The 24994-nt window shown below is 38.6% G+C and carries 25 protein-coding genes and 1 pseudogene; 19 read left to right on the forward strand and 7 right to left on the reverse strand.

Features of this window, described 5'->3' with window-relative positions:
• The first annotated feature begins 202 nt into the window (after positions 1 to 202).
• The 9 genes from ndk (at position 203) to der (ending at position 9538) form a co-directional block, all read left to right on the forward strand.
• Positions 203 to 628, forward strand: coding sequence for a nucleoside-diphosphate kinase (gene ndk, locus QSH13_RS15480; RefSeq protein ID WP_185901034.1), 426 nt, complete (start codon positions 203 to 205; stop codon positions 626 to 628).
• Positions 629 to 784: 156 nt separating this feature from the next.
• Positions 785 to 1966, forward strand: coding sequence for a dual-specificity RNA methyltransferase RlmN (rlmN, locus tag QSH13_RS15485; RefSeq protein WP_109396387.1), 1182 nt, complete (start codon positions 785 to 787; stop codon positions 1964 to 1966).
• Positions 1967 to 2054: 88 nt separating this feature from the next.
• Positions 2055 to 2489, forward strand: a complete 435-nt coding sequence (locus tag QSH13_RS15490) for a hypothetical protein (protein ID WP_109396388.1) — start codon at positions 2055 to 2057, stop codon at positions 2487 to 2489.
• A 74-nt stretch (positions 2490 to 2563) separates the two neighbouring features.
• Positions 2564 to 3535, forward strand: coding sequence for a cytoskeleton protein RodZ (gene rodZ / locus QSH13_RS15495; protein ID WP_196544224.1), 972 nt, complete (start codon positions 2564 to 2566; stop codon positions 3533 to 3535).
• Between the two features lie 47 nt (positions 3536 to 3582).
• Positions 3583 to 4704 carry a flavodoxin-dependent (E)-4-hydroxy-3-methylbut-2-enyl-diphosphate synthase gene (gene ispG, locus QSH13_RS15500; RefSeq protein WP_006533429.1) on the forward strand — a complete coding sequence of 374 codons (1122 nt, stop codon included), beginning with the start codon at positions 3583 to 3585 and terminating at the stop codon, positions 4702 to 4704.
• 122 nt (positions 4705 to 4826) lie between these two features.
• Entirely contained in the window at positions 4827 to 6110 is a 1284-nt protein-coding gene (gene hisS, locus QSH13_RS15505; RefSeq protein WP_109396390.1) for a histidine--tRNA ligase, read from the forward strand.
• A 10-nt stretch (positions 6111 to 6120) separates the two neighbouring features.
• On the forward strand, positions 6121 to 6741 hold the full coding sequence (locus QSH13_RS15510) for a YfgM family protein (protein WP_109396391.1): 621 nt from the start codon (positions 6121 to 6123) through the stop codon (positions 6739 to 6741).
• Between the two features lie 14 nt (positions 6742 to 6755).
• Positions 6756 to 7928, forward strand: coding sequence for an outer membrane protein assembly factor BamB (gene bamB, locus QSH13_RS15515; protein WP_109396392.1), 1173 nt, complete (start codon positions 6756 to 6758; stop codon positions 7926 to 7928).
• A gap of 119 nt (positions 7929 to 8047) precedes the next feature.
• A complete protein-coding gene (gene der / locus QSH13_RS15520; RefSeq protein ID WP_109396393.1) occupies positions 8048 to 9538 on the forward strand; it encodes a ribosome biogenesis GTPase Der in 1491 nt (496 codons plus the stop codon).
• Between the two features lie 72 nt (positions 9539 to 9610).
• Here der and QSH13_RS15525 read toward each other — a convergent pair whose 3' ends face one another.
• Entirely contained in the window at positions 9611 to 10525 is a 915-nt protein-coding gene (locus tag QSH13_RS15525; protein WP_196544225.1) for a Gfo/Idh/MocA family protein, read from the reverse strand.
• 288 nt (positions 10526 to 10813) lie between these two features.
• On the opposite strand from QSH13_RS15525, the gene QSH13_RS15530 reads away from it, so the two are divergent.
• Complete coding sequence (locus QSH13_RS15530; protein WP_228407171.1) at positions 10814 to 11161, forward strand: hypothetical protein; 348 nt, start codon at positions 10814 to 10816, stop codon at positions 11159 to 11161.
• Positions 11162 to 11254: 93 nt separating this feature from the next.
• On the opposite strand, the gene hemF is transcribed toward QSH13_RS15530, so the two are convergent.
• Entirely contained in the window at positions 11255 to 12163 is a 909-nt protein-coding gene (gene hemF, locus QSH13_RS15535; protein WP_109396395.1) for an oxygen-dependent coproporphyrinogen oxidase, read from the reverse strand.
• 133 nt (positions 12164 to 12296) lie between these two features.
• Between hemF and QSH13_RS15540 the strand changes: the two genes are divergently transcribed.
• The 8 genes from QSH13_RS15540 to cysM all read left to right on the forward strand — a co-directional run bounded on the left by QSH13_RS15540 (position 12297) and on the right by cysM (position 19833).
• Positions 12297 to 12734: a GNAT family acetyltransferase gene (locus tag QSH13_RS15540; protein WP_072063231.1), complete on the forward strand. Its 438-nt coding sequence runs from the start codon at positions 12297 to 12299 to the stop codon at positions 12732 to 12734.
• Positions 12735 to 13069: 335 nt separating this feature from the next.
• On the forward strand, positions 13070 to 13672 hold the full coding sequence (locus QSH13_RS15545) for an RpoE-regulated lipoprotein (protein ID WP_228407504.1): 603 nt from the start codon (positions 13070 to 13072) through the stop codon (positions 13670 to 13672).
• 135 nt (positions 13673 to 13807) lie between these two features.
• A complete protein-coding gene (locus QSH13_RS15550) occupies positions 13808 to 14704 on the forward strand; it encodes a Dyp-type peroxidase (protein WP_109396396.1) in 897 nt (298 codons plus the stop codon).
• A 254-nt stretch (positions 14705 to 14958) separates the two neighbouring features.
• Positions 14959 to 15978: a thiosulfate ABC transporter substrate-binding protein CysP gene (gene cysP, locus QSH13_RS15555; protein ID WP_109396397.1), complete on the forward strand. Its 1020-nt coding sequence runs from the start codon at positions 14959 to 14961 to the stop codon at positions 15976 to 15978.
• Positions 15978 to 16811 (forward strand): sulfate/thiosulfate ABC transporter permease CysT, encoded by an 834-nt coding sequence (cysT, locus tag QSH13_RS15560; protein ID WP_286039351.1) that lies wholly within the window; start codon positions 15978 to 15980, stop codon positions 16809 to 16811. Before cysP ends, cysT begins: the two co-directional genes overlap by 1 nt.
• Positions 16811 to 17653, forward strand: a complete 843-nt coding sequence (gene cysW / locus QSH13_RS15565) for a sulfate/thiosulfate ABC transporter permease CysW (RefSeq protein ID WP_109396399.1) — start codon at positions 16811 to 16813, stop codon at positions 17651 to 17653. Before cysT ends, cysW begins: the two co-directional genes overlap by 1 nt.
• Positions 17654 to 17685: 32 nt before the next feature.
• On the forward strand, positions 17686 to 18774 hold the full coding sequence (gene cysA / locus QSH13_RS15570) for a sulfate/thiosulfate ABC transporter ATP-binding protein CysA (protein ID WP_109396400.1): 1089 nt from the start codon (positions 17686 to 17688) through the stop codon (positions 18772 to 18774).
• A 177-nt stretch (positions 18775 to 18951) separates the two neighbouring features.
• Positions 18952 to 19833 carry a cysteine synthase CysM gene (gene cysM / locus QSH13_RS15575; protein WP_109396401.1) on the forward strand — a complete coding sequence of 294 codons (882 nt, stop codon included), beginning with the start codon at positions 18952 to 18954 and terminating at the stop codon, positions 19831 to 19833.
• 243 nt (positions 19834 to 20076) lie between these two features.
• Here cysM and crr read toward each other — a convergent pair whose 3' ends face one another.
• The 4 genes from crr to cysK all read right to left on the reverse strand — a co-directional run bounded on the left by crr (position 20077) and on the right by cysK (position 24041).
• On the reverse strand, positions 20077 to 20586 hold the full coding sequence (crr, locus tag QSH13_RS15580; RefSeq protein WP_036935451.1) for a PTS glucose transporter subunit IIA: 510 nt from the start codon (positions 20584 to 20586) through the stop codon (positions 20077 to 20079).
• 49 nt (positions 20587 to 20635) lie between these two features.
• Positions 20636 to 22363 carry a phosphoenolpyruvate-protein phosphotransferase PtsI gene (gene ptsI, locus QSH13_RS15585; protein ID WP_109396402.1) on the reverse strand — a complete coding sequence of 576 codons (1728 nt, stop codon included), beginning with the start codon at positions 22361 to 22363 and terminating at the stop codon, positions 20636 to 20638.
• Positions 22364 to 22500: 137 nt separating this feature from the next.
• Positions 22501 to 22758 carry a phosphocarrier protein Hpr gene (gene ptsH, locus QSH13_RS15590; RefSeq protein WP_109396403.1) on the reverse strand — a complete coding sequence of 86 codons (258 nt, stop codon included), beginning with the start codon at positions 22756 to 22758 and terminating at the stop codon, positions 22501 to 22503.
• Between the two features lie 329 nt (positions 22759 to 23087).
• A complete protein-coding gene (cysK, locus tag QSH13_RS15595; protein WP_109407141.1) occupies positions 23088 to 24041 on the reverse strand; it encodes a cysteine synthase A in 954 nt (317 codons plus the stop codon).
• 235 nt (positions 24042 to 24276) lie between these two features.
• Between cysK and QSH13_RS15600 the strand changes: the two genes are divergently transcribed.
• Complete coding sequence (locus QSH13_RS15600) at positions 24277 to 24807, forward strand: hypothetical protein (RefSeq protein WP_286039352.1); 531 nt, start codon at positions 24277 to 24279, stop codon at positions 24805 to 24807.
• A gap of 101 nt (positions 24808 to 24908) precedes the next feature.
• Here QSH13_RS15600 and QSH13_RS18600 read toward each other — a convergent pair.
• Positions 24909 to 24994 (reverse strand): annotated as a pseudogene (locus QSH13_RS18600) (RNA-guided endonuclease InsQ/TnpB family protein); the annotation flags it as partial.

The following is a 24994-nucleotide window of genomic DNA, read 5'->3' on the forward strand; positions in this document are numbered from 1 at the left end:
AAAATGTGATTAGATCGATAATTCATAACTTTTTTGCCACATTTCTTTAAAAAAAAGAGGGTTCAATCTGTGCAATTCATTTTTATCCTCCTATAATCGAGCCCTATTTTTGCAGGGAATGCGGTTTTTGATTCGTTCTTCCATGATCTGCGATAAAAGAGATAAAAAAGTTATCATTAATAAAATAATTTAGAGGTAAGACATGGCTATTCAGCGCACATTTTCTATTATCAAACCAAACGCAGTGAAAAAAAATGTTATCGGTGCTATCTATAATCGTTTTGAAAGTGCTGGTTTTAGCATCATTGCCGCTAAAATGCTGCATTTAACGCGTGAACAAGCTGAAGGCTTTTATGAAGAACACAAAGGTCGTCCTTTCTTTGACGGCTTAGTTGAATTTATGACTTCTGGTCCAATCATGGTTCAAGTGTTAGAAGGTGAAAATGCGATTCAACGTCACCGTGATTTGATGGGGGCAACTAATCCAGATAACGCATTAGCGGGTACATTACGCGCTGACTACGCTGATAGCTTTACTGAAAATGCGGTACACGGTTCAGATTCAGAAGCTTCTGCTGCTCGTGAAATCGCATACTTCTTCACTGAAAACGAAGTTTGCGCGCGCTAATTTATTAGCATCTCTACGCGAAAAACAGTACAATGCGACGCCCTGTTTGATAATTAACGGGGCGTTTTTTATTATTGTTTAAATATACAAATATATAAGTATCCCGTTAGCATCAATGCTAATGCAGGCCGCATAGTGTAACAACGAGGCAATGTCATGACCCAATCTACCACTCCAGCGCCAAGCGCTTCTGTCGCTGTTTCTAAAGAAAATACTGTGAATCAAAAAACTAAAATTAATCTGTTAGATTTAAATCGTAAACAGATGCGTGAGCTTTTTGTCTCTATGGGCGAAAAACCTTTCCGTGCTGACCAAATTATGAAGTGGATGTACCACTACTGTTATGACGATTTTGATCAAATGACAGATATCAATAAGGTGTTACGCAATAAATTAAAAGAAATTGCTGAAATTAAAGCACCTGAAGTTTCTGAAGAACAACGTTCAACAGATGGCACGATTAAATGGGCAATTAAAGTTGGTGATCAACAAGTAGAAACTGTGTATATCCCAGAAGATGATCGCGCAACATTATGTGTTTCTTCACAAGTTGGTTGTGCTTTAGAGTGTAAGTTCTGTTCAACTGCGCAGCAAGGCTTTAACCGTAATTTGAAAGTGTCTGAAATTATTGGGCAAGTTTGGCGTGCCGCTAAAATTATTGGTTCATTAAAAGAGACAGGTCGTCGTCCTATTACTAACGTCGTTATGATGGGAATGGGCGAGCCGTTGCTGAATCTAAATAATGTTATTCCAGCACTTGAAATCATGATGGATGATTTTGGTTTCGGTTTATCAAAACGTCGCGTTACTGTCTCTACATCAGGCGTTGTACCTGCGTTAGATAAATTAGCAGATGCGGTTGATGTAGCTTTAGCTATTTCGTTACATGCACCAACTGATGAAATTCGTGATGAAATCGTTCCAATTAATAAGAAATATAATATTGCAATGTTTCTTGAAGGTGTTCGTCGCTATATTGCTAAATCAAACGCGAACCAAGGGCGAGTGACTATTGAGTACGTTATGCTTGATCATATTAATGACAGCACAGATCAAGCTCACCAATTAGCTGAACTTTTAAAAGACACGCCATGTAAGATTAACTTAATTCCATGGAACCCGTTCCCAGGTGCACCATATGGACGTAGTTCCAATAGTCGAATTGACCGTTTTTCTAAAGTATTAATGGAATATGGTTTTACGACTATTGTACGTAAAACGCGAGGTGATGATATCGATGCGGCTTGTGGACAATTAGCCGGCGATGTTATTGACCGTACAAAACGTACACTGAAAAAACGTCAACAAGGTGAACTAATTTCAGTAAAAGCAGTCTGATACGGTTAGAAATCTCTTTCTTTGTGAAGTGTATTACACAATTACAATGTAGAGAGATCACGGATGAATATATTTGAGGAATAAAACGATGATAAGGATATCATCAGTAGTTATAACTATTGGCTTGATGTTATTGACATTAGGTTGTCAATCGTCAGCCAATCAACAACGTGTTGCAGTGTCTACACGTTTACAATTAGGTGATGCATACTTAGCTGAAAGACAATATCAAATAGCACAATATCATTTCCAAAAAGTGTTATCGGTGATGCCAAATCACCCTGATGCTAATTTAGGAATGGCATTAACATCTCAGTTATTGGGAAATTCTATTCAAGCGTTAGATTATTACAAATTAGCGATGAAGTCGAAGCCAGTAAATGTTAATGTATTAAGGCTTTATGGTAATTTCCTTTGTGAACAAAAACTATTAAACAATAATAGTGTGTCAATTGAAGATATACCGCCAGATTATTTGGTTTGTCAGCAAAGTGATCATAAAATATCAATAAATTCGCGGTGAGACGTTAAGGTACTTGGTGCTTTTGCGAGTTCATCAATGTTAAACATCCAATAGCCACAGTGCCTAGATTGCTAATGAATACTGAAAACAAAACCGAAGAAGTGAAATTAACAGCAGGTCAACTTTTACGCCAGGCACGAGAAAAAGTGGGGCTAACACAACAAACTGTTGCTGATCGACTTTGTTTGAAGTTATCAACAGTGCGCGACATTGAAACAGATTCCGTTTCTTCTAATATTGCACCAACATTTTTACGCGGATATATGCGTTCTTACGCTAAGTTAGTCGGCGTTCCTGAAAAAGAAATCCTTGGTTTTATCGACCAACAAGCTCCAGTTAAACAAATTAAAATGACAACCACACAAAATTACTCATTAGGCAAACGTCATAAAAAGCGTGAAGGTTGGCTAATGAAAATCACATGGGTGATTTTGATTGTTATGGTTGCTCTCGTAGGTGTTTGGTGGTGGCAAGGTCATCAGGCTGATCAACAAGAATTAGTCTCTATGGCATCTCAAGACATAGGGCAAAATAGTACACAAGAAAACACCAACACGATAGATCCTTCTTTAGTAACCTCAGATAATACGTCAACATCTGAAGGTGATAATTTACAAGTACCTGCTCCGTCATTAGTTGATAATCAGGCGAATAATGTCGCTACAACATCATCAACGACTGAAACGACATCACCAGCACCAACAGAAGTGAAAACGGTTCCATTACCCGTATCACCTTTAACAACATCAACAACTTCTCGTGCAGATTCAGAACAAGAATCCACCTCATCGGAAGCTCCTGCTATTGCGAATCAATTGGTTCTTATGTTTGATGGTGAATGTTGGTTAGAAGTTCGTAATGCTCAAAATAAAGTCTTATTTAACGGTATTAAGAAAGCGGGTGATCGTTTGGAATTTGATGGTGAGCAACCTTATAAACTAAAAATAGGCGCACCTTCTGTTACTCGCATACAGTTTAATGGTGAATCTGTTGATTTAAGCCGTTTTACTGGAAAAATAGCAAAAATAACAGTACCGAGTGCTTAATCTGACTACATATTTGAGCAAGCATGGAAGCATGGGAGAATTAATCAATGCATAAAGAATCACCTATTATTCGTCGTAAATCGACACGAATTTATGTGGGTAATGTACCTATTGGCGATGGTGCTCCTATCGCAGTACAGTCGATGACGAATACACGAACGACAGACGTAGAAGCGACTGTTCGCCAGATAAAATCTCTGGAGCGTGTAGGGGTGGATATTGTTCGTGTTTCTGTACCTACAATGGATGCTGCGGAAGCATTCAAATTAATTAAGCAACAAGTTAATGTGCCTTTAGTGGCCGATATCCATTTTGATTATCGTATCGCATTAAAAGTCGCTGAATATGGCGTTGATTGTTTGCGTATCAATCCAGGTAATATCGGTAGTGAAGAGCGTATTCGCCAAGTTGTTGATTGTGCTCGTCATAACAATATTCCTATTCGTATTGGTGTAAACGGTGGGTCACTTGAAAAAGATATTCAAGAGAAATATGGAGAACCTACACCTGAAGCGTTAGTTGAATCAGCAATGCGCCATGTTGATATCCTTGAAAGACTTAATTTTGAACAATTTAAAATTAGTGTAAAAGCTTCGGATGTTTTCCTCGCTGTTGATTCTTACCGTTTATTAGCGAAAAAAATAGATCAACCTCTGCATCTTGGGATCACCGAAGCGGGTGGAGCAAGAGCAGGATCGGTTAAATCTGCGATTGGCCTTGGGATCTTATTATCAGAAGGTATCGGCGATACATTAAGGATCTCATTGGCGGCCGATCCGGTTGAAGAAGTTAAAGTTGGTTTTGATATCTTAAAATCATTACGTATTCGCTCTCGCGGAATTAACTTTATTGCTTGCCCAACGTGTTCCCGTCAAGAATTTGATGTTATTGGAACCGTCAACGAATTAGAGCAACGTTTGGAAGATATCATCACACCTATGGATGTTTCTATTATTGGTTGTGTTGTTAATGGACCAGGTGAAGCTGAAGTTTCAACATTAGGTGTAACGGGCGCTAAAACACGTAGCGGTTTTTATGAAGATGGTGTGAGACAAAAAGAGCGTCTTGATAACGTTAATATGATTGATTTATTAGAAGCAAAAATTCGCGCTAAAGCATCAATGCTGGATGACAATATGCGTATAAATATAAATCAATTGGACAAATAATGCTCAAAAAACTGGCTCATTGATTAATGAGCCAGTTTTACTATTGATTTCACGTTGAATACTGATTGATTTCGCTTCTATAATCAGCCTAACAATCAATTAATAACTATTAGAGAAGAAAAGTGGCCCAAAAAATCCAAGCCATTCGTGGTATGAACGACTATCTACCTGCTGACACTCGTGTATGGCAGAAAATTGAAAATACGCTAAAACAAATTTTAGCGGGTTACGGCTTTAGTGAAATCAGAACACCTATCGTAGAGCATACCCCTCTATTTCAGCGAGCAATTGGTGAAGTGACCGATGTTGTTGAAAAAGAAATGTATACTTTTACCGATCGTGGTGAAGATGCCCAAAGTCTGACATTACGCCCAGAAAATACAGCAGGTTGTGTTCGTGCGGGTATCGAGCATGGTTTGCTTTATAATCAAGAACAGCGTTTATGGTATTTAGGGCCAATGTTTCGTTATGAGCGTCCTCAAAAAGGGCGTTATCGCCAATTCCATCAGTTAGGTGCAGAGGTCTTTGGCCTACAAGGCCCTGATATTGATGCAGAATTAATTATGCTGACTGCGCGCTGGTGGAAAGCGTTAGGTATTGCAGATCATGTAACATTAGAACTTAATTCTATTGGTTCATTAGAAGCGCGCGCTAAATATCGTGAAGCGTTAGTCGCTTTCTTAGAGCAGCATGTCGATAAGTTAGATGAAGACTGCAAACGTCGTATGTATTCTAACCCATTACGTGTTTTAGACTCAAAAAATCCAGAAATTCAGACTTTATTGAATGATGCGCCTGAACTTTTCGATTATCTTGATGACGAATCAAGAGCGCATTTTGATGGTCTTTGTGCCTTATTGGACGCTGTCGGTATTACATACCGTGTTAATCAGCGTTTAGTTCGTGGGTTAGACTATTATAACCGTACTGTCTTTGAGTGGGTAACTAGCGCATTAGGTTCACAAGGAACAGTGTGTGCGGGTGGCCGTTATGATGGGCTTGTGAAGCAACTTGGTGGACATCCGACACCAGCAGTTGGTTTTGCTATGGGGATGGAGCGCATGATCTTATTAGTTCAAGCGGTTAATCCTGAATTTGTTGCAGATACTAATGTCGCTGATGTTTATCTCGCTTCATTTGGTGAAAAGAGCCAAAGTGCAGCATTAATGCTGGCTGAAGAAATTCGTGATCAATTACCAACATTACGTTTAATGACGAATCATGGTAATGGTAACTTTAAAAAGCAGTTAGGACGTGCTGATAAACAAGGCGCTAAAATTGCTTTGATTTTAGGCGAAGATGAAATTAATGCCGGCACTGTTGCAGTGAAAGATTTGCGTTCAGGGGAACAAACAATCGTTGCTCGCAATGACCTCGCTCAGCAATTGACTCTGTTATTAGGTTAAGGAGAGACTTGTGGAAGTTTATAGCACCGAAAACGAACAAGTTGATGCAATTAAGCAGTTCTTTAAAAACTACGGTTTAACTATTGTTTTAGCCGCAGTTATTGGTTTTGGTGGTGTATTTGGTTGGAAATATTGGCAATCACACCAAACAAATCGCCTGCAAGAAAGTGCAGGTGCTTTTGCAACAGTCAGTGAGGCACTTGCTAAGCCTACGCCTGAAAATATTGCATTAGCTGAAAAGTTTGTTGCTGAAACTAATGATATTTATGGCGCTTTAGCTTCATTAGAATTAGCCCAAATTGCTATCGATGCTAATGATTTGGTCAGTGGTGAACGTCATCTAACTAATGCGGTGGCAAAAGTAAAAGATGACGCATTTGCAGATATGCTTAATCTTCGTTTAGCTCGCGTACAATTAGCATTAGATAAAACAGATGCTGCTTTAGTTTCGTTAGAGCAAGTGAAGGGCAAAGCATGGAATGGAATGAAAAATTATATCCGTGGTGATGTCTTAGCGAAGAAAGGCGATAATGCAGGTGCTGCAACCGCTTATCGTAGCGCGTTAACTGATGAAAATGCGGGTGCTATTCGCTCACTGGTTGAACTTAAACTCAATAATTTATCCAATTAAAGGGATCTTCAGACATGCAACTGCGTAAAACTCTCCTGGTTGGTCTACTAGCATCTGCTTTGTTGGCAGGATGTTCTAGTGAACAGGACAATGTGACAATGTCTCCATTGCCTGAGGTGCAAAGCCAATTTACACCTAAAGCTGTTTGGGACAAATCAGTTGGAAATGGTATTGGTAAATACTATTCTCACTTGTCACCAACATGGGATAGCGCAGTTATTTATGTCGCTGATCGCCATGGTTTAGTTAAAGCATTAGATGTAGAAACAGGTAAAGAGCTTTGGTCGCAAGATCTCTCTATTAAAACCGGTTTTCTTTCATCCAATGAGTCTGCATTACTTTCTGGTGGATTAACAGTTTCAGGCACTCGCGTTTTTGTGGGAACTGAAAAAGCGAAAGTATATGCACTGAACACTGAAGATGGCTCCATTGATTGGGAAACAGATGTTGCTGGTGAAGCTATTTCAAAACCTGTTGTTAGTGATGGTCTAGTACTTATTCATACCAGTAATGGCATGTTGCAAGGACTTGACTTATTAAGTGGTGAGATTTCTTGGACTATTAACTTAGACACTCCATCATTATCTCTTCGTGGCGAGTCTGCTCCTGCTGTCGCTTATGGCGCAGCGATTATTGGTGCGGATAATGGTCGCGTTAGTGCCGTTGTTCTTTCTCAAGGACAATTGATTTGGCAACAAAATATTTCACAAATTAAAGGCTCTACTGAAATTAGCCGATTAAATGATGTGGATATCACTCCGATTATTGATGAAAATACTGTTTATGCAATGGCATATAACGGTAATTTAGTTAGCCTTGATATGCGTTCGGGACAAATTCTTTGGAAACGTGATTTAGGCTCAGTCAATGATATGGTGCTGTTGGGTGATAATCTTTACCTCGTTGACCAAAATGATAGAGTTTTATCTGTGCGTAAATCTGATGGTGTGACATTATGGACACAAGAAGATTTATTGCATCGTAATTTAACTGCTCCTGCTATTTTTGATGGTTATTTAGTGGTTGGTGATGCAGAAGGTTATCTCCATTGGATCGATACCAACACAGGTAAATTTATTGCACAAAACCAAGTGAATAGTTCAGGTTTATTAAGCCGCCCTCAAGCGGTACAAGATAAACTGATGATCCAAGCTCGTGACGGTAAGCTTTATCTTTATAGTCGGTAATTAATTGCTGACAAATCTATTTATTTTACGGCTCCTTTAAAGGAGCCGTTTCGTCTTTTTAGTAATTACATGTAAAATACAATCAGGTTTGTGATTGTATTTTTATGAGGCATCAAAAAATGATACCCGTTATTGCCTTAGTAGGGCGCCCTAACGTGGGTAAATCCACGTTATTTAATCGACTAACACGCACAAGAGACGCATTAGTTGCTGATTTTCCAGGCCTCACCCGTGACCGTAAATATGGTCGAGCAGAGTTAGAAGGTGAAGAATTTATTATTATTGATACTGGCGGTATTGATGGTGCTGAAGAGGGCGTTGAAACGCATATGGCATCACAATCGCTACAGGCTATTCAAGAAGCCGATATCGTACTGTTTTTAGTTGATGCTCGCGCGGGGTTGATGCCAGCAGACCAAGGTATTGCAAAACACCTTCGTGGTGTTGAGAAAAAAACGTATTTAGTTGCGAATAAAACTGACGGTATTGATATTGATACAGCATTAGCTGATTTTTACTCTTTAGGATTAGGTGAAATCTTCCCAATTGCGGCATCTCATGGTCGTGGTGTAGCTCAATTGATTGAACAAGCGCTATTACCAATTACGGGTAAAGTGGTGGAAGAAGAAGTTGAACTGACGGAAGAAGAAGAGAATGCAGCTTATTGGGCTGCATTAGAAGCAGAACAACAAGCACAGGCGTTAGAAGAGGAAGAAGATGATTTTGACCCTTCTACATTACCAGTAAAATTGGCGATTGTTGGTCGTCCTAATGTTGGAAAATCAACACTGACAAACCGTATGCTTGGTGAAGAGCGTGTGGTTGTTTACGATATGCCGGGTACAACGCGTGACAGTATTTATATCCCAATGGAACGAGATGAGAAAGAATATATCATTATCGATACTGCGGGTGTTCGTAAACGCGGTAAAGTAAAAGAAACAGTAGAAAAATTCTCTGTTATCAAAACATTACAAGCCATTGAAGACGCTAACGTTGCATTGCTGGTTATTGATGCCCGTGAAGGTATTTCAGATCAGGATCTTTCATTATTAGGCTATATCCTGAATGCAGGTCGTTCATTAGTTATTGCTGTCAATAAATGGGATGGCATGACACAAGACGATCGCGAACAAGTAAAAGCAATGCTTGATCTTAAACTAGGCTTTGTTGACTTTGCACGTGTTCACTTTATTTCTGCATTACATGGAAGTGGCGTGGGTAATCTTTTTGAATCAATTCAAGAAGCTTATGTCTGTGCAACCCGTCGTGTCGGGACTTCTATGCTAACTCGTATCATGAAAATGGCAGAAGATGATCATCAGCCACCGATTGTGCGAGGACGTCGTGTAAAAATGAAATATGCACATGCTGGTGGTTATAATCCACCTGTTGTGGTTATCCATGGTAATCAGGTAACTGATTTACCAGATAGCTATAAGCGCTATTTGATGAACTATTTCCGTCGTACTTTGCAAGTTATGGGTACGCCAATCCGTATTCAATTTAAAGAGGGTGAAAACCCTTATGCGGATAAGAAAAATAAATTAACACAATCTCAGTTGCGTAAACGTAAGCGTTTAATGTCGCACTTAAAGAAATCTAAATAAGTTAATTTAGCATCCAAACATAAAAACTGAGTTCTCAACTTATAATGAACTCAGTTTTTTTATACCTAGAATTTATTGATTAGCTAGCATTTTTTCTATCATGAGTTGAGCAACAATGGCTTGTTCTCCACTTGTCGATGGTTCTATATCATTCGTCACACATTCAATAAAGTGTTCCACAGCCCCAATAAAACCCCGTTGTAATAAAATGGGTTCCCAATTTCCTGGATGTTTTTCAGTGAGTCTATTTCTGCTTTCACTGCGCCATAAATTCATATTTGTAATTTGGTGGATTGCATCTTCACTAACGGCAATAACCTGCTCTTGCTGGCTTCCTGCTTTTCTATGCATTGATGTCGTTACCCAGCAATCGTTGATTTTTAAATGGTGTTCTGCATAAAACAGTGTATTTTCTTTTGTTTGAATAATACTACCACTCAATAACTCAGCGTTTGAACCTGCTAACCAAAGCGCTGTATCAACAACATGTAAATAGTCATCAAGCAAGGTAAAACGTGTTTCTTTAGGGCCGACACTATCGCATCGATGTTTATCAATTCTTAAAGAAGAAAGGTGGGTAATATTCTGTTTTAAAGCGTGATAAAAAGGCGCAAAACGACGATTAAAACCTACCATGAGTTTTTTATTTTTTTTAGCAGCAAGTTCAATCAATGCCTCAGATTGGTGAATATGTTCTGTTAAAGGTTTATCAACATAAACATGTACACCTGCATTTAATAAATACTCTATGACTTCAAAATGACTTGAAGTTGCGCTATGCACAAATATCGCATCACACTGTTGGGCTAAGGCACTTAAACTAGTGAATAAAGGGATACGATAAGCGGCACAAATTATATTCCCTTTTTCCTGATTAGGTGAAAATGCGCCTATCAATTCCCACTTAGACGCTTTAGTTAAAATAGGCAGATAAACTTTTTGTGCAATTGCTCCTAAACCAACTATACCAATACGCAGTTTTCCCATCATAACCTTCTTATTTTTTCAATGTGTTATCAGTTAAGACAAGTAAAAAGTAGGAATGTTACTCATATTATCGTGCTATTCCATAAACAATACTTCAAAACCAGCAAGGTGCTGAGAAAAATTGACTATGCCGATTATAATAATGCTGATAATGCTACCCTGATACATTATTTGAAGAGTAAAAGTACTATCATTTCAATGGGATTAAACTTCATAAAAAATTAATTATTTCTTTAAAAAAACAGCTAAAATGCAATTGATTTTTATTCGTCTTAATGAGCTATTACTTTGAAAAAAACGATCATCATTGCATCAATTTTTATGCTTTCTGCTTGTACAACACCTGAAAAATGGGAAGCAAAAACCACAAATCCATCACCATTAGATATTGCTAAGCATATGTGTATGCAAGAAGCTAAAGCACAATATCCAGAGAAATATGTGGCTTCAAGCCAGCCTTCTTTTGCTCCTATTAGTATAAATGGTAAAGATATTCCGAATTCTGGTGCAAGAGCCTCTCTTCCTTCTGATGTTAATGAATGGAAACGTAAAGACTATTTCAATACCTGTATGAGAGCAGAAGGGTGGGTAAACAAAAATAAAGTTACAGGTTTACTGGCTTTTTTGTTTAATTGATTTTAGAAAATATTTGTTATTAAACTTCTCGTTTGATTCTAATAAAGCCACATTTTTAATATGGCTTTATCAATAATAAAGTAATTAAATATGTTACACCCACTCTTTTTGGATCAAGAAGTCACTGTATAATTTTGCTTCTTGGGTATTTGGTTCTGGCGAGTAATCATATTCAAAACGGACTAAAGGTGGCATAGACATTAAAATTGATTCTGTTCTTCCACCGCTTTGCAAACCAAATAATGTGCCTCTATCCCACACTAAATTGAATTCAACATAGCGACCACGGCGATAGAGTTGAAACTGGCGTTCTCGTTCACCCCAATGCATTGATTTGCGTTTTTCAACAATAGGTAAATAGGCATCAAGATAACCAAGTCCAACGTGTTGGACAAACTCGAAACAGTGGTCAAAATCTGGGGTATTTAAATCATCAAAGAAAAGGCCACCTACACCACGAGGTTCATTGCGGTGTTTAATATAAAAGTAATCATCACACCATTTTTTATAACGAGGGTAATAATCTTCACTAAAAGGAGCACAAACAGATTTAGCAACTTTATGCCAATGAATAACGTCTTCTTCAAATCCATAATAAGGTGTTAAGTCAAAGCCGCCACCAAACCACCAAACTGGATCCTCACCTTCTTTTTCAGCAATAAAAAAACGAACATTGGCATGAGAAGTCGGAATATAAGGATTAATAGGGTGAATAACTAATGAAACCCCCATTGCTTGAAAGCGACGTCCTGCTAATTCGGGGCGATGAGCAGTGGCTGATTTCGGTAAGGTGTCGCCATAGACATGTGAAAAATTGACGCCAGCTTGTTCGAAAAGAGCACCATTGGTTAAAACACGAGTACGACCACCACCACCTTCTTTTCTTTCCCAGGTATCTTGCTGAAAAGTGGATTTTTGGTCTATATTTTCAAGCGAGTGGCAAATGGTATCTTGTAGTGATAAGAAAAATTCTTTAACGCGATGAATATCAGGTAAACTCATAATAACCTACAATTTTTATCATATTTATTAAAAATAGAACTTCATATCGTCTATGTTCTCATTTTCAAGTTGATTCATAAACTAAACAAGCGATAATAAATTCAGATTTATATGACTAATAATGGGCAAAGCCATGGAAATACGTGTATTTCGCCAAGATGATTTTGAGGCAATTATTACACTTTGGGAGCGTTGCGATTTGATATCGCCTGATAACGATCCTGAAATTGATATTGAAAGAAAATTAAACCACTCACCCGATTTATTTTTGATAGCAGAAGTGTCAGGTGAGCTTGTAGGCACTGTGATGGGAGGCTACGATGGTCATCGTGGCTCTTTATACTATTTAGCTGTTCATCCAGACTTTCGAGGAAGAGGCATTGCGAATGCATTGATCTCTCGATTAGAGAAAAAGCTGATTGCGAAAGGGTGCCCTCAAATTACATTAGTTGTACCAGAAGAAAATGATGCAACAATTTGTATGTTTGAGAAGTTATTGTATGAAGATCAAAACCAAGAAAGCACAACATATACTAAGCGATTAATTGTTGATCAGGATTTCGATCTTTAATTGTGTTTAAAACCCCTGATATCTTTAGGGGTTATTTCTCTTCATTTTATATTTCTCTCTTTCTCTTTGTTTTTATTCTTACGTTTGTACTTCTTATTTTATGTGTAAAATCTGATATTGCTTTTTCTGTGGAACAAAATGTTATGTTGATGGTCGTAACTAGGCTTTCTTTTCATGTGGTTATCTAAGATCAAATCAGTATATATTTTGTTATGCTGGCTTATTGTGACTGTTTTAGCCTGATGTTTGAGACAATACAAAGAGTAAGATAAGGTGTGCTTAATAACCTCAATATCTATTTTAATGCGTGACGAAAAAGTTTAACGGAGAAATAAATGATGCCTAAGTTTTGGTTACCCTTGTGTTTAAGCACAAGTGTTTTGCTATTAAGTGGCTGTTCATCCATGGGAGGAATGTCTTTTTCTGCACTAAATCCGATGAATTGGTTCTCAAATGATACATTAACCGTTTCTGATAATGGATTAGGAAATATCACTCGCTCAACAAAAATAACAGAAAGTGAAATAAAAAATGAGTTAGGTGGGCGCTTCAATTACCGTGAAGGTATGGAGATGCAAGGTAATGACATTATTGTTGTAGTACAAGCACTAAAAGATAATAAAGTTCAAGTGGCTTTCTATGGCAAAGAAAAAAGTACCGTTGAAAAAATAGAAGTCTTTGATGACAAGGCAATGACTGATTGGGGTATAACGATAGGTACACCATTTAAAGATATTTATAAGAAAGCATTTGGTGCGTGTAGCAAAGGTCCTAAAGATGAAAAGCAGAGAACCATTTTGTGCCAATCTGCAGAAGCTAAATCGGTAAGTTATGTCTTTAGTGGCCAATGGGATGGTCCCGACGGATTAATGCCACCTGATGAAGTTTTATCTAACTGGACATTAACGCAAATTATTTGGCTTAATAAATCGCTTTAACGCTATTCCTTATAAAATAAGGAATAGTTTATAACCAGACTGTCCGATTTTTGTTAAAAGGCAAATATTCAGGAAAAAATATTCGATATAATCAACATCATTCTGGGTGTTTTGATTATTGATTAGGAAAGCAATATGTCTCATGCACAAAGTGGCATTTTAGTCGCACATAGTAAATTTGGTCTTTTTATCGAAGCAATGGTCGTAGGTGAATTAGAAGCTCTGCGTGAAGGGTGCCAGAAATTCATGCAATCATTATCTGATTTACAAAAGCAATTTCCTGATGCATCACTAGGCGCAGTTGTTGCATTTGGATCTGATTTGTGGAAAAAACTTTCCGATGAAAATAGCGCTCCAGAGCTGAAACCTTTTCGTCCTTTAGGTAAAGGTTTAGCGCCTGCAACACAACGCGACCTCCTTATTCATATTCAATCTATGCGTCATGATGTGAATTTTTCGCTAGCTCAAGCTGCAATTGCTGCTTTTGGTGATGCAATTAAAGTTGAAGAAGAAATTCATGGTTTCCGTTGGATAGAAGAGCGCGATTTAAGTGGTTTCATTGATGGTACAGAAAACCCACAAGATGATGAACGTTATGGCGTTGCATTAATTAATGATGGTGTTGATGCTGGTGGTAGCTATGTTTTAGTTCAACGCTATGAGCATAACCTGAAAAAATGGGCTCGTTTTAGTGAATCAGACCAAGAAAAAATGATTGGTCGTACTAAAAAAGACAGTGTTGAGCTTGATGAGTCTGAGCGTAATGTGACATCTCACGTTTCTCGTGTTGTGATTGAAGAAGACGGTGAAGAGTTAGCGATTTTACGTCACAGCCTACCTTATGGTACTGCAAGCGGTAAACATGGTTTATATTTCTTAGCTTATTGTGGTCGTTTATATAACATCGAGCAGCAATTATTAAGCATGTTTGGTGAATTAGACGGCAAACATGACGACCTATTACGTATGAGTAAGCCTGTAACAGGGAGTTATTACTTCGCACCTTCTTATGAAGTATTAAATGCATTGTAATCATTATCTAGTGTTACATATGTTTTATTAATGAAATGCCTGCTATGAAAGCGGGCATTTTTGTCTTTTCTTTTTCAGATGACATAGTATTTTTAAATTACATAGTAATTGATGCAAATTTAATTAATTAGCCTGAGTTTTATTTATTTTTAATAACTCTTGGTTATATCAAATAACAAAAGCTAACTACACTGTTATAAATAAAGTCGATAGAGTAACCATTAGAATAAAACTTACAATGATGGGTACTTTTGATGAAGAAAAACACAATCAAAACCTTTGCATTACAAGCAACCGCCGCATTATCTTTGGTTGTTAGTAGTTATGCAGGGGCGGCTCAATTACTTAATAGCTCTTACGATATTGCAAGAGAGCTATTCACACAGCTAAATAGCGATTTTAAAGCACAGTGGGATGCTCAACATCCTGATGATAAAGTCACCATCAAACAATCACATGCAGGCTCTTCTAAGCAAGCACTTGCAATATTGCAAGGTTTACCTGCAGATGTAGTGACCTATAACCAAGTGACTGATGTGCAAATTTTGCATGATAAAGGCAAATTAATTCCGGCTGATTGGCAACAACGTCTTCCTAATAATAGCTCGCCTTATTATTCCACCATGGCGTATTTAGTACGTAAAGGAAATCCCAAAAACATTACTTCATGGGAAGATTTAACGCGTGACGATGTCAAAGTTGTTTTCCCTAATCCCAAAACCTCAGGTAATGGTCGTTATACCTATTTAGCGGCGTGGGGGGCTTTTGAAAAAGCTTATGGTAACGATGAGAAAACACAAGAAGCGATGAAAAAATTCCTCAAAAATGTTGAGGTCTTTGATACAGGCGGTCGTGGCGCAACAACTTCTTTTATTGAACGTGGACTTGGAGATGTTCTGATCAGTTTTGAATCTGAAGTTAATAATATTCGTCAACAATATGGTGAAGATGAATATCAAGTTATTGTGCCACCTGTTGATATTTTAGCGGAGTTTCCCGTCGCTTGGATTGATAAAAATGTTCAACGTAACGACACCGAAGCGCTGGCAAAAGCCTATCTAAATTATTTATACAGCCCTAAAGCACAAGAGATCATCACACAATTTAATTATCGCGTAAATGATAAGGCCGTTATGGCTAAAAAAGTAGCACAGTTTCCAACAACGTCACTATTTACGGTTGAAGAGGTGTTTGGTGACTGGAATAACGTGATGAAAACACATTTCACGACCGATGGCATGCTTGATAAATTGTTAGCGCAAGGACGTCAATAATGTTTACCGCAACCAGTAAACGGGTATTACCGGGATTTGGATTAAGTTTAGGTGGAACACTGTTTTATACCTGCTTGATCTTACTGCTACCAATGAGTGCGCTGGTTGTGCAACTTTCTGATATGAGTTGGTCCCAATATTGGGCGGTGATAACGCATCCTCAAATTGTGGCCGCTTATAAAGTCACGTTATTAGCAGCAGCTGTTGCCAGTATTTTTAATGCTATTTTCGGTATGTTGCTTGCGTGGATCATTACTCGTTACCGTTTTCCGGGAAGACAACTACTTGATGGCTTAATGGATTTACCTTTTGCTTTACCTACGGCTGTTGCTGGTTTGACACTCGCAACACTTTTTTCAACACAAGGCTGGTACGGTTTTGTATTGGATAAATTTGATATCAAAGTCATTAATACATGGATTGGTATTGCCGTTGCTATGGCTTTTACCAGTTTACCTTTTGTCGTAAGAACTGTTCAGCCAGTTCTTGAAGAGTTAGGCCCTGAGTATGAAGAAGCGGCTGAAACATTAGGAGCAAGTCGTTGGCAGACTTTTCGTAAGGTTGTATTACCTGAGTTATCACCAGCAATAATAGCGGGAACTGCGCTCTCTTTTACGCGCAGTTTAGGCGAGTTTGGCGCCGTTATTTTTATTGCTGGTAATATTGCATGGCAAACGGAAGTCGTTTCTTTGATGATTTTTATTCGATTGCAAGAATTTGATTATCCTGCGGCAAGTGCTGTTGCTTCTGTGATTTTACTTGTTTCATTAGTCTTACTGTTTTCAATTAATGGATTACAAAGCCGATTTGGTCAACGGTTGAGGGGGCATTGATGTCAGATATTATGCAACAACGCTCGGTATATCGTCGCCAAATTGATTGGATAAAGTGGGGATTAATCCTTACAGGTGTTGTGTTATCCATTTTATTTTTGGTTGTGCCTATTGCGTGGATCTTTATGACCGCGTTTTCAAAAGGCGTTGAAGTATTTAGTGAGAACTTATTAGACAGTGATATGTTACATGCTGTCTGGTTAACCGTACTTATCGCGTTAATCACTGTACCTGTCAATATGTTGTTCGGTGTCAGTATGGCATGGCTTGTTACGCGTTTTCGTTTTCCGGGGCGTCAGTTATTAATGACATTGATTGACATTCCATTTGCTGTGTCTCCTGTTGTTGCTGGATTACTCTATCTGCTTTTTTACGGTAGCAATGGCTGGGCTGGGCAGTGGCTATCACAATTTGATATCCAACTGATGTTCTCATGGCCTGGAATGGTATTAGTTACGGTATTTGTCACTTGCCCTTTTGTAGTGAGAGAGCTAGTGCCGGTGATGATGAGCCAAGGTAGCCAAGAAGATGAAGCTGCTGTGTTATTAGGTGCAAGTGGCTGGAAGATGTTTTGGCGAGTGACATTACCAAATATTCGCTGGGCACTGTTATATGGCGTGGTATTAACCAATGCCAGAGCTATCGGTGAATTTGGTGCAGTGTCTGTGGTATCTGGGGCTATTCGTGGTGAAACTTATTCACTACCGTTACAAGTTGAGTTACTGCATCAAGATTACAATACTGTTGGTGCATTTACTGCGGCCGCATTACTCGCGATGATGGCAATTTTTACCTTAATGTTTAAAAGTGCTTTGCAATGGCATTTGGCCCGTCAGCAATGAACATCATTATTTACACAAAGTAGAGGCAAAATATGAGTATTGAAATTAATAGTGTCACAAAATATTTTGATCGCACTGAAGTGTTGCATGATGTCACCCTCGATGTGGCTTCCGGTGAAATGGTGGCACTATTAGGGCCTTCAGGATCAGGTAAAACAACACTCTTGCGTATTATTGCCGGTCTGGAACATCAAACCCAAGGAAGTATTCGTTTCGAAGGACTGGATGTTAGCCAATTACATGCGAGAGATCGCAAAGTTGGCTTTGTTTTTCAGCACTATGCACTATTTCGCCATATGACTGTATTTGAGAATATTGCTTTTGGTTTAACGGTATTACCTCGACGAGAGCGTCCGAACAAAGAAGCAATTCATAAAAAAGTGCAGCAGTTGTTAGAGATGATCCAATTGCCTCATTTAGCGCAACGTTATCCAGCACAATTATCTGGGGGGCAAAAACAGCGCGTGGCTTTAGCAAGAGCTTTGGCTGTTGAACCTCAAATTTTATTACTTGATGAACCTTTTGGCGCTTTAGATGCAAAAGTAAGAACAGAATTGCGTCGTTGGTTACGTGAATTGCATGAAGAGCTTAAATTTACCAGTGTCTTTGTCACGCATGATCAACAAGAAGCAATGGAAGTGGCTGATCGCATTGTGATTATGGGAAATGGTAAAATAGAGCAAGTAGGAACACCTCAAGAAGTATGGCAATCACCAAAGAGTCGCTTTGTTTTAGAATTTTTAGGTGATGTGAATCATCTAAAAGGTGAAATTAATGGCGCTCAATTACAGATTGGGGGATATCACTTGCCATTATCTGTGACACCGCTTTATCAAGGTTCAGTCGATGTGTTTTTACGTCCTTGGGAAATTGCATTAAGTGTACATGCTAATAGTGTTTGCCGATTACCGGTTAGGGTTATTGAGGTATCTCCTAAAGGGCATTATTGGCAGTTAATTTTACAACCATTAGAATGGAGTGAAACACCTATTACAGCGGTTTGGAATGATGCTTCTTCGGCACCAACAAAAGGGAATACCTATTATATGGGAGGTGCCCAAGCTCGCTTATATACGGGGAATACACCCTTAAATACGGTATCGTTGGCTTATACCGCTTAATTTCATTATTAATCTATCGCTAATTTCACTATTTTTCACCCATGCTCATTTCTGGCGTGGGTGTTTTGGTTTCTATGAAAGCGAAGAGACTTATCGAATTACATTAATATTATTGCGTTAATAAGTTAAATGTGATTTCTTCATTAGTACAGACAAATAAATGAGCAGGAACTTATTGTGGCAGGGTTAGAACAATTTATTGGTAATACACCATTAGTAAAACTACAACGACTTACACAAGAGGTGGACGCTGAAATCTGGGTTAAACTTGAAGGTAATAATCCCGCAGGTTCAGTAAAAGACAGAGCTGCATTATCAATGATTGAACAAGCCGAATTACGTGGTGAAATAAAACCAGGTGATACGCTAATTGAAGCAACTAGTGGTAATACAGGGATTGCCTTAGCGATGATTGCAGCGGTAAAAGGTTACCGTTTAAAGTTGTTAATGCCTGAGAATATGAGTAAAGAGCGTCAAGCTTCTATGCAAGCTTATGGCGCAGAATTGATTTTAGTGAGTCGTGAAGTTGGTATGGAAGGTGCGCGAGATCTCGCACAACAGATGGAACGACAAGGTGAAGGTAAGGTATTAGACCAATTTAATAATTCAGATAATCCAAGAGCGCATTTTATTTCTACTGGCCCTGAAATTTGGCAACAAACACAAGGCCGTATTACACATTTTGTTTCGAGTATGGGAACAACGGGGACAATTACGGGTGTGGGCAGTTACTTAAAAACACAATCTGATAGTGTGCAAGTGATAGGTCTTCAGCCGGAAGAAAAAAGTCAAATTCCGGGGATTCGTCGTTGGTCTCCTGCTTATTTACCCGGTATCTTTAAAAAAGAGCTGGTGGATAGTGTGATAGATATGTCACAAACAGAAGCAGAATCAACGATGCGCCTTTTAGCCAGTCAGGAGGGTATCTTCTGTGGTGTAAGCTCAGGAGGGGCTGTCGCTGGCGCTTTGCGCGTTGCAAAGGAGAACCCAGGTGCGGTGATTGTTGCAATTATTTGTGATAGAGGTGATCGTTATTTATCAACAGGCGTTTTTGGCTAACTTTACTAATACTCGTCACACTTCAAGTTGTAGCGTTGTTGACTGCGTTCATTCGCACTAGCCACATACTTGTGTATGCTCTTAGCGACTCGTTCACTTGTCGCTTAGCTACACCTTGAATTATTTAGAGTAAGAACATCGTCGAATGAATTAGCGTATTTTGGGTCTTCGGTCTTGGATTTTTGAATATAAAAAAACCGCCACATTATTGGTGGCGGTTTCAATAGAGAATATCACAGAAGATTATTTTTTAATCTGAATAATAACGGTTTCACCAACAGTAACTGGGCCTGTCATTTTGGTTAAACCTTGAATTTCATCCATATTAGAGATAACAACCGGTGTTAGAACTGATTTTGCTTTTTCTTCTAATACAGCCAAGTCAAACTCTAAAATAGTATCACCTACTTTTACTTGCTGACCTTCTTCAGCGATACGTTTAAACCCTTCACCTTTCAGTTCAACAGTGTCGATACCGAAGTGGACAAATAACTCGATACCGTTGTCAGACTCAATAGAGAAAGCATGGTTAGTCTCGAAAATTTTACCGATAGTACCATCAACTGGCGCAACAATTTTATTACCAGCAGGTTTGATAGCAATACCGTCACCTACGATTTTTTCAGCGAAAACAACATCAGGAACATCTTCGATATTGACGATTTCACCAGAAAGTGGTGCAACAATATCAATCGTGCCACTGCCTTTCTTTTCCTCTGAAACCAGTGATTTTAATTTATCAAACAGACCCATGAATCTTCTCCTAATTATTGTAGTTGGGACCGGGCTCTGGCTAATGTGATTAGCACAGTGTCTTTTCTTTAGTAAAAGTTTCTACTAAGTCCATCAATTCTTTTGCAGTTGGCTGAGCAAGTGCTTGCTCTGCTAGCGCTCTTGCATCATCGTAATTCGCGTTACGAATCACTTTTTTGATGCGAGGAATTGAAATAGCACTCATACTAAACTCATCTAATCCCATGCCGAGAAGGAGCAATGTTGCTCGTTCATCGCCAGCAAGTTCACCACACATTCCAGTCCATTTACCTTCAGCATGTGATGCATCAATGACCTGTTTTATCAGGTTGAGTACTGCAGGTGACATTGGATTATATAGATGAGATATCAGCTCATTTCCACGGTCTACAGCCAGAGTATATTGTGTTAGATCGTTAGTCCCAATACTAAAAAAGTCAACTTCTTTTGCCATATGACGAGCCATCACTGCTGCGGCTGGGGTTTCTACCATCACACCGACCTCAATAGATTCATCAAAAGCTTTCTTTTCTTCACGAAGCTGGCTTTTTAGTATTTCAAGTTCTGCTTTCAATGCACGGATCTCTTCAACAGAGATAATCATTGGAAACATAATACGTAGTTTACCAAAAGCAGATGCTCTTAAGATAGCACGTAATTGTGGATGAAGGATCTCTTTACGGTCAAGACAAATACGAATTGCACGCCAGCCTAAGAATGGGTTCTCTTCTTTTGGTAGGTTCATGTAAGGTAAGTCTTTATCACCACCAATATCCATAGTACGAATAATGACCGCAGGACTTCCTACTGCTTCGGCTACCGCTTTATAGGCTTGGAATTGTTCCTCTTCTGTTGGTAAAGAGTCTCTATCCATAAATAAAAATTCAGTACGATACAGACCAACACCTTCAGCACCGTTACGTTCAGCACCAGCAACATCTCGAACTGTACCAATATTAGCGCAAACTTCGACTTGATGCCCATCAAGCGTAATAGCAGGCAGGTCTTTGAGTTTTGCTAACTCTTCTTTTTCGTGCAGGTACTCGTCTTTGATAGCTTTTAATGTTTCGAGTTCCTCATCTGATGGATTAATAATGATTTTGTTATTAATCGCATCAAGAACAAGATAATCGTCTTTTTTAATGGTTTGTGTCGCATTAGATGTTCCCACGATAGCTGGAATTTCTAATGAACGAGCCATGATAGAGGTGTGAGATGTTCTGCCACCTAAGTCAGTGATAAAACCTAATACGTTGTCTAAGCTTAATTGAGCAGTTTCAGAAGGGGTAAGGTCTGTTGCAACTAAAATAACTTTTTCTGAGATAGCACTTAGATCGATAATTGGCATCTCTAAGATATTGCGCATTAAGCGTTTACCAATATCACGAACGTCAGCCGCACGCTCTTTTAGATATTCGTCATCTAACGCTTCTAATGCAGTTGCTTGATCTTCAATAACTGATTGAACAGCGGCTTCAGCGGTTTTTTTATCACTTTTGATGAGAGCAACAATTTCTTGTTCTAACTCTTCATCTTCTAGCAACATGATATGGCCTTCAAAGATTTCGGCTTTATCTGCACCAAGGTTCTTTTCAGCACGTTCTTTAATAATTTCTAGTTGTTGTGCAGATTTATTACGGCCGTCTTTAAAGCGTTCGATTTGATCCTCAATTTCATCACTTTGGATCTTACGTTGGCTAATAATGATTGGTTCTTCTTTGAGGAGAAGGGTCTGACCAAATGCGATACCGGGTGATGCTAAAATTCCTGAAATCATAATTTATCCTACGACTTGCTGGTGATAATCTTAAAAGAATAGGATTGCAAAATACTGTTGTTTTAAAATCATCATTGAAATTAACTCCCCTGAATAGTTTCAGGGGAATGAATACTGTGTTAATAATTAATCGCGAATTATTCTAATTCCGCCATTAATTTTACCAATGCTTCAACGGCTTGTTTTTCATCTTCGCCTTCAGCAGAGATAGTCACAACAGTACCTTGAGTTAAGCCTAAAGTTTGTAATTTGAAAAGGCTCTTAGCGCTGGCAGATTTACCGCTAGAGGTAAGCGTGATATCAGAAGAAAATGTTTTGGCTTCTTTTACAAATTGTGCCGCAGGACGAGTATGTAAGCCGTTTGGTGCTGTAATAGTAACTTCTTGCTGGTACATAGGATATTTTCCTTTTATAACTCAATTGTTCACATTAAGTCAGGACTTAGTAAGTGTAGATGAATTTGTCCTGCTTTGCGTAGCAATATCAGATAATATTAAGTCGTAAAGCGTCATCTGATAAAAATAGTGTTCAGAAAGATAAAAGAGTTCGTTTTCTCATCTCGGTTATTTTCTGATTAATTTCGACCTTCGAAATAATTAATTGATTAAATACTAAACTCAAAGAAATAAATCACCTGTCTGGATGACAAACTTTGATCTCTACCACAAAAAAAGCACCATTAAGGTGCTTTTTTAATAAATATTTTACAATTGAGTGACGCGATTTAGCTGTCAGAAATGTCAGCAAAAAGTGGTGTACTTAAATAACGTTCACCTGAAGAAGGTAAAATAACTACAATTTCTTTATTTGCAAATTCAGGCTCTTTTGCAAGTTTTACTGCTGCCGCAATAGCCGCGCCTGAAGAAATCCCTGCGAGAATACCTTCTTTAGTCATCAGTTCACGAGCAGTGTCAAAGGCTTCGTCGTTAGTGATTTGAATAACACGATCCAGTAACGATAAATCTAGGTTTTCAGGAATAAAGCCTGCTCCGATGCCTTGAATTTTATGTGGGCCAGGTTTAATTTCTTCACCCGCTAGAGCTTGAGTTATAACAGGGGAATCTGCTGGTTCAACAGCAACCATTGTTACTGCTTTACCTTGTGTCTTTTTCAAATAGCGACCAATACCTGTAATTGTGCCACCAGTGCCGACGCCAGCAATAACAGCACCTACTTCCCCATCAGTATCATTCCAGATTTCAGGGCCTGTGGTTTTTTCATGAATTTCAGGGTTAGCTGGATTACTAAATTGTTGTAGTAAAAGGTAACGCTTAGGATCACTATCGCGAATTTCATTGGCCTTATCAATGGCACCTTTCATGCCTTTTGCGCCTTCAGTCAGCACTAAATTAGCACCTAATGCTTTGAGTAATTTACGACGTTCTACACTCATGGTATCTGGCATCGTCAGTGTGAGTTTATAGCCACGAGCCGCTGCAACATAAGCCAGAGCAATCCCTGTATTACCACTGGTTGGTTCTACAAGTTCAACACCTTCTTTAAGAATGCCTTTCTTTTCTGCATCCCAAATCATGTTGGCACCGATACGGCATTTTACACTGAAGCTTGGGTTACGTGATTCCACTTTAGCCAGAATGTTGCCATTTCCGAAATGCTTTAAGCGAATTAAAGGTGTGTGCCCAATAGTTTGCGAGTTGTCTTCGAAAATCTTGCTCATTTTTATCCTCGGTACATGATTTTTATAAGGTCAGATGAAATTACCATACGCCATCAAGCTAAAGATGGAAATAAACTTTATGAATATACTTATAACTTTTTATCTTTTTATTCCAAAAGGTTCTAATCAAAAGTCAGTGAGACAATTCACAAATTAATAAATCAAGAGATGTACAGTATATTGATGGCTGATAATCTATTTTTTAACCACATTTACTGTAGATACAGGGGTCATAATGGAAACCATTGAAGAGTTGATTAGTGTGCTTGAACTCGCCGTGCCTGAATTAGATGCGCAAGCTTTGCGTGAAAATTTACCTGAGTCAGATGCTCAAGAAGATGTTCTTAATTGGCTATATGAATCGCTCTCAGCTCAAGGATTAATGGACTATGTGGAGTGGACAGAATACTTTGGTGATATTCCTGATCTTAAATCATTAGAGCATATCTCTTTGCCTGAATCACCGAGTGCGTTGATTTTATCTCAAATTGAAAATATTGATTGGGATGAAGTGAGTGTAGATCCTTATATGTTGCCTTATGAACTACCTTATTTGGAATATATTAACCACTTTTTAACAGAAAAAGGGTTACGATTGGTCGATCTCACTCCGTTTGAAAATGCTTATATTCTCTGCATTCGAGATGATGAAGAGATTATTGAAAAACTAGATAGCGCATTAAATATCTTTGAGATGGGGATTAATGAGCGTGAACCGATGGATAGGGAAGAAACCAAAGATTATATTTGTTCATTAATTGAGTAGTTTGGTTAATAACAAAGTAAGCCAAATCATGCTACTGAAAACGTATAAAATAAAACCCCGCGTGACTGCTCCCCGCCCTGTCGGGCGAGGCTTCCCACTTCTTAGACCGCAACCGTCTGTGTGACGGATTTACGCTGGCCTCCATGGGCAGAAACGACGAGTCCCGCCGCTTGTAATTCCAGTATGC

The organism is Proteus faecis (assembly GCF_030286765.1).
In the GTDB taxonomy this organism is placed as follows: Bacteria; Pseudomonadota; Gammaproteobacteria; order Enterobacterales; family Enterobacteriaceae; genus Proteus; species Proteus faecis.